At 70.1% G+C, this 9,424-nt stretch carries 8 protein-coding genes; all 8 read right to left on the reverse strand.

Annotation, left to right across the window (positions count from 1 at the left end; genetic code table 11):
* Positions 1-45 precede the first annotated feature (45 nt).
* Positions 46-882: an endonuclease I family protein gene (locus ACWGH4_RS24150; protein ID WP_453464398.1), complete on the reverse strand. Its 837-nt coding sequence runs from the start codon at positions 880-882 to the stop codon at positions 46-48.
* A 242-nt stretch (positions 883-1,124) separates the two neighbouring features.
* The gene (locus tag ACWGH4_RS24155) at positions 1,125-2,225 is read right to left on the reverse strand and encodes a catalase family protein (protein WP_453464401.1); all 1,101 of its coding nucleotides are present in this window, start codon (positions 2,223-2,225) and stop codon (positions 1,125-1,127) included.
* A 170-nt stretch (positions 2,226-2,395) separates the two neighbouring features.
* Positions 2,396-3,229 (reverse strand): chitosanase, encoded by an 834-nt coding sequence (locus ACWGH4_RS24160; protein WP_453464403.1) that lies wholly within the window; start codon positions 3,227-3,229, stop codon positions 2,396-2,398.
* Between the two features lie 19 nt (positions 3,230-3,248).
* On the reverse strand, positions 3,249-3,845 hold the full coding sequence (locus ACWGH4_RS24165) for an exonuclease (RefSeq protein ID WP_453464406.1): 597 nt from the start codon (positions 3,843-3,845) through the stop codon (positions 3,249-3,251).
* A 266-nt stretch (positions 3,846-4,111) separates the two neighbouring features.
* The gene (locus ACWGH4_RS24170; RefSeq protein ID WP_453464409.1) at positions 4,112-5,134 is read right to left on the reverse strand and encodes a hemolysin family protein; all 1,023 of its coding nucleotides are present in this window, start codon (positions 5,132-5,134) and stop codon (positions 4,112-4,114) included.
* Positions 5,131-6,453, reverse strand: coding sequence for a hemolysin family protein (locus ACWGH4_RS24175; protein WP_453464411.1), 1,323 nt, complete (start codon positions 6,451-6,453; stop codon positions 5,131-5,133). The genes ACWGH4_RS24170 and ACWGH4_RS24175 overlap by 4 nt, the downstream gene beginning before the upstream one ends.
* Positions 6,454-6,688: 235 nt before the next feature.
* Positions 6,689-7,708 (reverse strand): hemolysin family protein, encoded by a 1,020-nt coding sequence (locus ACWGH4_RS24180; RefSeq protein ID WP_453464413.1) that lies wholly within the window; start codon positions 7,706-7,708, stop codon positions 6,689-6,691.
* A complete protein-coding gene (locus tag ACWGH4_RS24185; protein ID WP_453464416.1) occupies positions 7,705-9,039 on the reverse strand; it encodes a hemolysin family protein in 1,335 nt (444 codons plus the stop codon). Before ACWGH4_RS24185 ends, ACWGH4_RS24180 begins: the two co-directional genes overlap by 4 nt.
* Positions 9,040-9,424 lie beyond the last annotated feature (385 nt).

Below are 9,424 nucleotides of genomic sequence, written 5' to 3' on the forward strand. Positions count from 1 at the left end.
CCTGGGGTGTCACCCCAGGCGCCCCGGCCCCGCAGAGGGAACGTTTCAGCCCCAGATCGCGGTGACCCACTCGGGGTGGTCGACGAACGGGTTCCGGTTGTGCTGGAAGTCGTCGTAGATCACCTGGTTGCGCCTCTTCTCGAAGGCGTCCGGCGGGTCCTGCTCGTTCCACTGCTTCAGCACGGACAGCCGGCCGTGGTACGGCATGGACCCGTTGTTCACTTGGTCGTTGACCTCCAGGTCGGTGAAGGCGTCGTCGCCCTCGTAGCGCACCGCCATGTAGAAGATCATGCGGGCCACGTCGCCCTTGACCGCGTCGCGCGGCTCGAACGAGTCGCTGTCGGTGTAGTTGCCCGGGGCCTCACCGACCTCGGAGCCTCCCTCGTCGAAGTCCTTGTTGCCGCGAGTGCTGTTCACCGACACGTCGGTGGGCCGCAGGTGGTGGATGTCCGTACCCGGGCCGGTGGCGGTGCCGAAGTCGCCGTGCGACTTGGCCCAGGTGTGCTCACGGTTCCACTGGTCGGGGTCGCCGCCGTTGGAGGACTTGCTCTGGGAACGGCCGGTGTAGAGCAGGATCACGTTGGCGGAGTTGGCCGGATCCTCGTCGGTGGCCTTGAGCGCGTCCCAGACCTGGGAGTAGGACAGCTTGGTCTGGTCGCTGATGATGGTGTGGAGGGAGTCCTTGAGGTCCTGTCCGGTCCTGCCGATCGCGTCCTGGTAGTAGGTGTCGTCGTACGCCGACGTGGACGCGGCCGAGTCGGCGGTCCCGTCGGCTGCGGGCGCGGTGATCGCCGTCGCCGAGCCGGTCGCGGCGATCGCCAGCGACAAGCCGCCTATGACCAGGGCGAGATGCTTCCAGCGGGTGACTGGTGTGGGGGGCATGTACGTCCTCTTCTCGGGCCTGTACCGCCCACGGCAACGCGCGTAGAACACGGGCGGCACGACCGAACCTTCATTCGGTTGCGAAGAGTCTGCCCGTGGTCGGGCAACGAGACATGAAGAAGGCGCAGTGGTTGCGCGAAGGGAGCGTGAAGCTGATGTACCGTCAGCGCCCGTTGTGCGCGCAGCGCCCAGCGCCCTCGGAAGCGTCCTCGGTCGGGCCTTGCCGGCACCCCTGCCTCGGTTCAGCCCAGCAACTCGGCGCTGCTCCGCGGCTCCACCCGCGGCTGCCCGTTGATGCGGTGGCGCTCGAGAGAGGAGCGGCGGTAGACCTCCTCGCGCACCCGCTGGATCTCACCGATCGGCCGGTGGTCCTCGCGTACGCGCCACGGGGTGATCGAGGTGCCGTCCGCGGCGGTGAGATTGTCCGCGCCGCCGATGTCCTGGCGCGGAATGTCGATCCTGGCAACGCTCACCCACGGGGAGAGCTGCTCGGGCCACTCCACCGAGGTGTTGTCGACCGGCATCCGGGTCAGGTCGGTGTTCAGCTGCACCTGGAGCTCGAAGGCGTGGTCACGCTCGGCCGCCTCCGCGACCAGCGTGTTGCGGAAGGCCTCGCCGTCCGCCCGGACGTCGACCTCGAGGTGGCCGACCGGCGTGACGGGCACCGTGCGCAGCTTCGCGATGTGGTCGCCGTAACGGAAGGCGCCCATGCTGTTGTAGGTGTACGAGAGCAGGTTCTGCCGCTGGACCCTGGTGAAGGACAACATCGCGAACAGCTCGTCCCACAGCCACTCGTCCGCCGTGTCCAGCGTGCCGCGCCGGGTGAGGAACTCGCCCATCCAGGACTTCCGCCGCGCCGGGTTCACCAGGGCGTCCGGCAGTTCGGAGAACAGCTCCTCGATCACCATGTAGTCGTACGCGGTGTTCGCGAAGAAGACGTTGTTGTTGATCAGGTTGAGGTCGAACGTGGTCGCCTCGGACTCGTCGCTCAGCAGTGACGTGCCGGGCACGCCGAACATCTTGATCCCCATGCCGCACGCCGCGCCCAGCAGTGAGTCGGCCCGCAGGTGCCCGAGCCCGTTGGAGTAGCGGACCACGGCGTCGTACGTCACCGGCTCGGCGAAGATTCCTTGAGCGTACGGGGCCTCGAGTTCACTCACCGTGACCGTGGCCTTCACCAGTCCGTAGGTCTTGCCGTGCGCCGTCCTGACGGCGCGGCCGGCCTTCTGCCGCTCGACGGACCCCCGGGTGCGGTCCGCGACCTGCTGGACGACTTCGTCAAGCTCCTGCTGGTAATTGGGTCGTTCGACGGGCCGGTACGTCTCGAACCGGACGAATTCCATGGAGATTCTCCTCCTCGCGCGAAGCGGTGCGCCGCGCCGCTCGCCGCGTCACTGCCTCGATGCGTTCAATGTAGTGCTCAATTCAGTTGTGCACAATGTAACTGCTTGTGATGGTGCCCACGTCGCCCGTCAAAGGGATCCGGCCCCGCCCGGTGCCGGGCGGACGCTGTTCACCGCGCGGGCGGGGCCGCCATCGCGCCGATGTGGTAACTGTCGCCGTAGACCCGCCAGTTCAGCGGCGGCTCGAGGTCGAAGTTCCCCTCCCGCACGAACACCCGCTGTGCCGTCTCCACCCGGCTCGTGTCGGTGTGCGACGGCTCCTTGCGGATCGCCTCGACGCGGGCGTCCAGGAAGGTATTCAGGTACTCCTCCTCGTCGCCGCCCTCGGCGGGCGACTCCGCGCCGGCCAGGGCCTTCTCGCGCAGTGCGCGAAAGCCCGTGGAACTCTCGGAGGCGTCGGAACCGTGCATGACGTACGCGTCGAAGTAGATCAACTGTCCCAGCGCGCCGAGACCGTCGTCCTCGGCCCGGCGCACGGCGGGCAGCAGGTACGTCTCGTCCCGCTCGGCGTCCTGGGCCGCCCGGAACTCCTCGTCGGACGTCGCGGCCCGCTCCCACGCCCTGGTGAACGGCTTGCCCAGCCCCTTGTGCGAGTCGCTGCCCTCGACCGCCCGCAGCGCGGGCAGGAAACGCTCCAGGGCGTTGCCCGGCCTCGCCTTCGTGTAGCGCTCGACCACCGCGAGCATGTCGCCGGTTCCCGAGCAGAAGCCGATGATGCCGGCGGTGTAGCCGCGGCCGTCGCCGATGTCCTCGATGTACTCGTACTGCGCCTTCCAGTCCAGCGTGGAGTTCTCCCCGCTGGAGACGATCCGCATCGCGATGTCCTTCTTCGCCGGGTCCTCCAGCCCGCCCCCGCCCCCGTCCCCGGAGCCGTCGCCGGTGCAGGCGGTGCACGCCCCCACCGCGATCAGGAACGCGAGCAGTGCGCGCAGTACGGACTTCACGGTGGACCCCCTCCCGGGGTCACCCCCCCGGCCATACCATCAGATTACTGAACAGCTCCGCCTGCTCGATCGCGTCGTCCAGCGCATGGTGGGTGTGCCGTCGCGCCGACAGCAGCTCACGCGGCATCGCCGACTTCGTCACCGCCCGCAGCGGCAGCCGAGCCTTCACCGCGTACAGCGTCTTCATGTCGAGGCACCCGGAGTGCCCGAACGGGCTCGCCCCGGTGAACCGCAGCAGGTACCAGTACAGGAACGTCCAGTCGTAGGAGGCCGGATAGCCGCACATCACCGGTTGCGCCCCGCCGTACGCCTTGCACACCTCGCCCACCCAGACGCCGAACGCGGCCATGGCCGCCGCCGGTTCGCTGCCCTCGGCCCTCAGCCGCTCCCGGTCCAGGCCGCTCACGGCCAGTGCCTCCGGCACGAAGTCCTCGCTGATGGGCTGGAGTTCGCGGTAGAACGTGTCCTTCTCGGGATCGGCCGGCTCGTACCCGTCGACGTCCTGGCGGCCGGCCACTGCGGCGCCGAAGCTCAGCATCGAGTACGGACCCGGGATCGGCCCGTCGGCCTCGACGTCGACGGAGAAGTAGAGGCTGGGCTTCACTCGGCGTGTCATGCCAGGAGCATCGCATCAGCGGCCCTCGCGGCTCATCACCTTTCCGGCCGGGGCGGGCCGCCGCACCGGCCATGGGCGACCGCCGCTACCACCGCGGCGACGCTCGGCGGGAACCGCCGCGACCCGCTCGACCCGGTCCTGGTGCCATCGCGTCCGGCGGAGCGCTCTGCCACGTCGTTCCGGCCCCCCCCGACGAATGCCGGCCGCTGGGACGGCACCCGTCTCGTTACAGAGGCCCCGCGCGGCCGGCGTGAAGAAGCGCCTCCCTACCGCGCCGACCGGAGTCCCATCAGCCGGGCGATCAGATCGTCCAGGCTGATCAGTCCGGCGAGCCGGCCGTCGTCCGCCCTGACGACGGCCAGCGACGCCCGGTTCCTGCGCAGCAGATCCAGCGCGTAGGAGACACTGTCGGTCTCCCTCAGCTCCGGAACGGGCCGGACCAGTTCGCGGGCGGTGACCACCCGGCCGCGGGTGCGGGCGACGAGCCCGTCACGGGCATGGACGGAGCCCAGAACGGTGTCACCGTCCACGACGACGAGCCGGGAGCGGTCGGCCTCGGTGGCCCGGGCGAGGAGCGCGTCCAGGCCGGCCTCGGCGGGGACGGTCGCGATGGCGTCCGCCGGGGTCAGGAGCTCCGAGACCGCGGTCTGCGGTTCAGTCAGCGACCGGGTGATCAGCTCGGAGTCGACCTTGTTGATCAGACCCAGGCGCTCCGACTCCGCCACGAGGTGGGTGAGCTGCTCGCGGTTGTGGACGGCTGCCAGTTCGTCGCGCGGCTGGACCCGGCACAGGCGCACCAGGGCGTTGCTGACCTTGTTCAGCAGCCAGATCAGCGGCCGCACCGCCGTGACCACGGCACGGAAAGGCGGGGTCAGCAGCATGGCGGAGCGCTCGGGGTGGGCGATGGCCCAGGACTTGGGGGCCATTTCGCCGAGGACCATGTGCAGGAAGACGACGACGATCATGGCGAACGAGAAGGCGATGCCGTAGCTGAGGCCGCTGGGCAGACCCAGGCCGTGCAGCAGCGGATCGACCTGGTGCGAGATGGCGGGCTTCGAGATCGAGCCCAGGCCCAGGGTGCAGATCGTGATGCCGAGCTGGGCGCCGGCGAGCATGAGCGACAGTTCGCGCATGCCGGCGAGGGCGGCCTTGGCGCCGCGCTGCCCGTCGGCTGCGGCCTTCTCCATGCGGTGGCGTTTTGCGGCGACGAGGGCGAATTCGGCGGCGACGAAGAAGCCGCTGCCGATCAGCAGCAGGACGGTGACGAACAGGGCCATCGGGAAGCTCATGACTGCGCCTCCTCGGCGGTCTCGGCGTGCTGGGTGCGCTCGATGCGTACGCGGTCGGGAACGTGCCGGTCCAGGGTGAGGACGTGGATGTCCACGCCGTCGACGGTGAGCCTGTCGCCGATGGCCGGGAAGCGGCCGAGGCGGTCGATGATCAGGCCGGCAACGGTGTCGTAGTCCTCTTCCTCGGGCAGGTCGACGCCTGTCGCGTCCTCGATCTCGTCCAGGCGGCGCCCTGCGTCGACCAGCCAGCCGTCCCCGTCGGCGACGGCGAGCTCGACCACCGTGTCGCTCTCGTCGGCGATGTCACCGACGAGTTCCTCGGCGATGTCCTCGTAGGTGACGACGCCGGCGACTCCGCCGTGTTCGTCCAGGACGACCGCGAACTCGTCGTCCCGCTCACGCATCCGCTGTACCGCGTCCGGCAGTGGCAGCGTGTCCGGGAGCAGCAGCGGACTGCGGGACGCGCTGCCCGCCGACGTGCTGTCGAAGCGGTCTGCGGGCAGGCTCATCAGGTCCCGCACGCCGAGAACCCCCGCGACGTCGTCGGGGTGGTCGCCGAACACGGGGTAGTTGGAATGGCCGTGCTTCGCGATGAGCTCCACCGCCGCGGCCGCCGTGGCGTCCTTGTGGACGAACACGGCGTCCGCGCGCGGCACCATGACCTCGCCGAGAGTGCGCTCGGAGAACTCGACCGCATGGTCGAGCAGCTCGGCCGTGTCGGCCGGGAGGTGGCCCTGCTCGTGGGACTCGCCGATCAGGTGGCTGAGCTCTTCGAGGGTGGCTCCGTGGTGCAGTTCCTCGACCGGCTCGATGCCGACCTTGCGCAGCAGTCTGTTCGCCGCACCGTCGAAGACGTGCACGAGCGGTCCGACGATCTTCAAGTAGACGAGGGTCGACGGGGCGAGTGACTTGGCGAGCCGCTCGGGCACGGCCAGCGCGAGGTTCTTCGGTGCCAGCTCGCCCAGCACCATCTGCACGACGGTGGCGAGGACGAAGGCAAGCGTGACGGAGACCGCGGTGACCGCCCCGCCGGACAGGCCGATGCCTTCCAGCAGGGGCCTCAGCAGGGCGGAGACGGAAGGCTCGGCGAGGAAGCCGACGACCAGGCCGGTGACGGTGATGCCGAGTTGCGCCCCCGACAGCATGAACGAGAGCCGTTCCAGCACCTTCAGGGCCCGCGCGGCGCGCTTGTCCCCGGCCTCGGCCTCGTGGGCGAGTGCGAGGCGGTCGGCGGCGACGTAGGCGAACTCCTGGGCGACGAAGTAGCCGGTGCCCGCGGTCAGGACGAGTACGGCCAGCAGGCCGAGAACGGCGTTCACCGGGCACCATCCGGGCGCGTGCCGTGGTCAGGGCCGAGACGTCGGGGACTGTGGCCCTCGGGGTCCGTCGGTCTGGCGGACAAGGAGTGCTCCTTCGAAAGGTTTGGATCAGGTGAATCGCGCGTACTGGACAAATCGGCAGGTCCGGGCGGGATGTGCGGCCCGGCTCCCGGGCCGGGGCGGGCACCGGCGGGCACCGTGCGCCGGGGCGGTGTACCCGCCCGGGGTACGACGGTCACACCGCGGCGGCCGGGCCGACGAGCTCTCCGAGGACGTCCTCCATGGTGACGTAACCCAGGATCGCGCCCGTCGCGCCCGTGACGGCGGCCAAGTGGCCGCCGTCCGTGCGCAGTGCGGTCAGGGTGTCGTCCAGCGGGGTGTCGATGCGGACCCGGGTGACGGGGTGCAGGGCGGAGCGCGGGAAGGGCCTGTCGCGGTCGGTGACACCGAGGGTGTCCTTGATGTGCAGGTAGCCGAGGACGGCGCCGCTCGGGCCCTTGACCGGGAAGCGGGAGAACTTGGCCGCGGCCGCGACGCGTTCCAGGCCGGCGGGCGTAATGGTGTGGTCGACGGTGTGCATGCGCCGGGCGGGCACGAGGATCTCGCCGACCGGCCTGGTGCCCAGCTCCAGGGCGTCCCGCAGCCGCTCGCCGTCGGCGGGCGAGAGCAGCCCGGCCTCGCTGGAGTCGTCGACCATGCGCGCCAGCTCACCGTCGGTGAACACCGACGCGACCTCGTCCTTCGTCTCGACCTTCATCAGGCGTAGCAGGACGTTGGCGAAGGCGTTGATGGAGAACACGAACGGCCGCAGGGCGCGGGTCAGAGCGACCAGCACCGGCCCGAGCAGCAGAGCCGTCTTCGCCGGTGCGGCCACGGCGATGTTCTTCGGGACCATCTCGCCGATCAGCATGTGCGCGTACGTGGCCGCGGTGAGCGCGATGACGAAGGCGATCGGGTGCACCAGGACGTGCGGGATGTGGACGGCTTCGAACACCGGCTCCAGCAGATGAGCGATGGCAGGCTCGGCGACCGCGCCGAGCACCAGGGACGACGCGGTGATGCCGAGCTGGGCGGTGGCCATCATCTGGGAGATGTGCTCCAGACCCCACAGCGTGATCCGGGCCCGCTTGTCGCCCTGGCGGGCGGCGGGTTCGATCTGGCTCCTGCGTACGGAGATCAGGGAGAACTCGGCGGCGACGAAGAAGGCGTTGGTCAGCAGGGTCAGGGCGCCGATGAACAGCTGCAACGTGGTCATCGCGTCTCCTGCAGGTCCTGCCGCGTGAGCCGGGCCGGTGCGGTGATCCGGACCCGGTCCGCCCGATGGTGCTCGACGTCCAGGACGTCGAGACGCCAGCCGGCCACGTCGAGCGAATCGCCCTCGACCGGGATCCGGGCCAGGCGCGTGGCGATCAGACCGGCCACGGTCTCGTACGGGCCCTCCGGTGCGAGCAGCCCTATGCCGAGGAGCTGATCCGTGCGGACGCTGCCGTCCGCCTCCCAGGAGGAGCGGCCGTCGCCGGTCGGCGGCGCGGGCAGCAGGTCGGGGGTCTCCAGGGGGTCGTGCTCGTCGCGCACCTCGCCCACGACCTCCTCGACGATGTCCTCCACCGTCGCGATGCCGGCCGTGCCGCCGTATTCGTCGATGACCACGGCCATCGTGCGCTCGGCACGCATCCGCTCCAGGAGCCGGTCGGCCGGCAGACTGTCCGGCACCACCAGCGGGGCGGTAGCCAGTGACAGCACCGGGGCCGTCGCACGCTGCTCGGGAGGCAGCGCGAGGACGTCCCGGATGTGGACGGTGCCGACGACCTCGTCGAGGCTGTCGCGGTAGACGGGGAAGCGGGACAGACCGGTGGCGAGGGTCAGGTTGGCCGCGTCAGCCGCCGTGGCGTGCGCTTCGAGGGCGATGACGTCCACGCGCGGGGTCATCACGTTCTCGGCGGTCAGCTCGCCGAGGTGGAGCGTCCGTACGAACAGCTCCGCGGAGTCCGGCTCGATCGCTCCCGCGAGCGCCGAGTGCTGGGCCAGTGCCACGAGCTCCTCGGGGGTGCGGGCGGTGGCGAGCTCCTCGGCCGGCTCCAGGCCGAAGCGGCGCACGAACCGGTTCGCCGTGCTGTTCAGATGCCGGATGAACGGCCCGAAGGCGGCGGTGAAGCCCCGCTGCGGGGCGGCGACCACCTTGGCCACGGCCAGCGGCCGTGAGATGGCCCAGTTCTTCGGCACCAGCTCACCGATCACCATCAGCACCACGGTCGAGACGACCACACCGAGCACGGTGGCGACGGAGGAGGCCGCCGCTCCGAGTCCGATGGCCTCGAGCGGGCCGCGCAGCAGTGCGGCGAGCGACGGCTCGGCCAGCATGCCGATCACCAGCGACGTGACGGTGATGCCGAGCTGAGCACCGGAAAGCTGGAACGTCAGCTTGCGTGCGGCCTTGAGGGCGCTGTCGGCACCGCGCTCGCCGGCGTCGACGGCACGCTGCAGCTCGCCGCGCTCGACGGTGGTCAGGGAGAACTCGGCCGCGACGAACAGCGCACAGGTCAGCGTCAGTGCCAGGGCCAGCAGGAGCAGCAGTATCTCGATCACCGTGCCACCTCCGCTCCCTGGCCCATCAGGCGTCGGCAGGCGGTGACACGGCTCGTACTGGGAGGTTCACCCATCGGGGGTCCGTTGCTCCTTCTTGTGCGGGCGAGGGAGAAGCACCGCTTCTACATCCACTGTAAAGGAATGGCAAACAACGTGGCACGGCGCGGGCCACGACTTTTCGCCACAGGCCCCCCATGCCTGCAACGGAGCGGGCCGCCGACTGTGTGGTGGGCGCGATCCGGGAGAGCACTGTCCCGTTCCGCTGCCTCCCCGATGGGGCCGGACCCGGCCTACCTGAGCGACACCTCCGTCGGCCCGACGACATCGCCACCCAGCACAACCTTCTGTCGCGATCAAGAGTCTGACCGGGCGCGCAGCCCCAGGG

Source organism: Streptomyces sp. NPDC054847, from assembly GCF_053610925.1.

What these genes read in the sequence shown, in the direction of transcription:
- ACWGH4_RS24180 (WP_453464413.1), bottom strand. Translation starts at nt 7,708, where the DNA reads ATGACCACGTTGCAGCTGTTCATCGGCGCCCTGACCCTGCTGACCAAC.
- ACWGH4_RS24165 (WP_453464406.1), bottom strand. Translation starts at nt 3,845, where the DNA reads ATGACACGCCGAGTGAAGCCCAGCCTCTACTTCTCCGTCGACGTCGAG.
- ACWGH4_RS24155 (WP_453464401.1), bottom strand. Translation starts at nt 2,225, where the DNA reads ATGGAATTCGTCCGGTTCGAGACGTACCGGCCCGTCGAACGACCCAAT.
- ACWGH4_RS24170 (WP_453464409.1), bottom strand. Translation starts at nt 5,134, where the DNA reads ATGAGCTTCCCGATGGCCCTGTTCGTCACCGTCCTGCTGCTGATCGGC.
- ACWGH4_RS24150 (WP_453464398.1), bottom strand. Translation starts at nt 882, where the DNA reads ATGCCCCCCACACCAGTCACCCGCTGGAAGCATCTCGCCCTGGTCATA.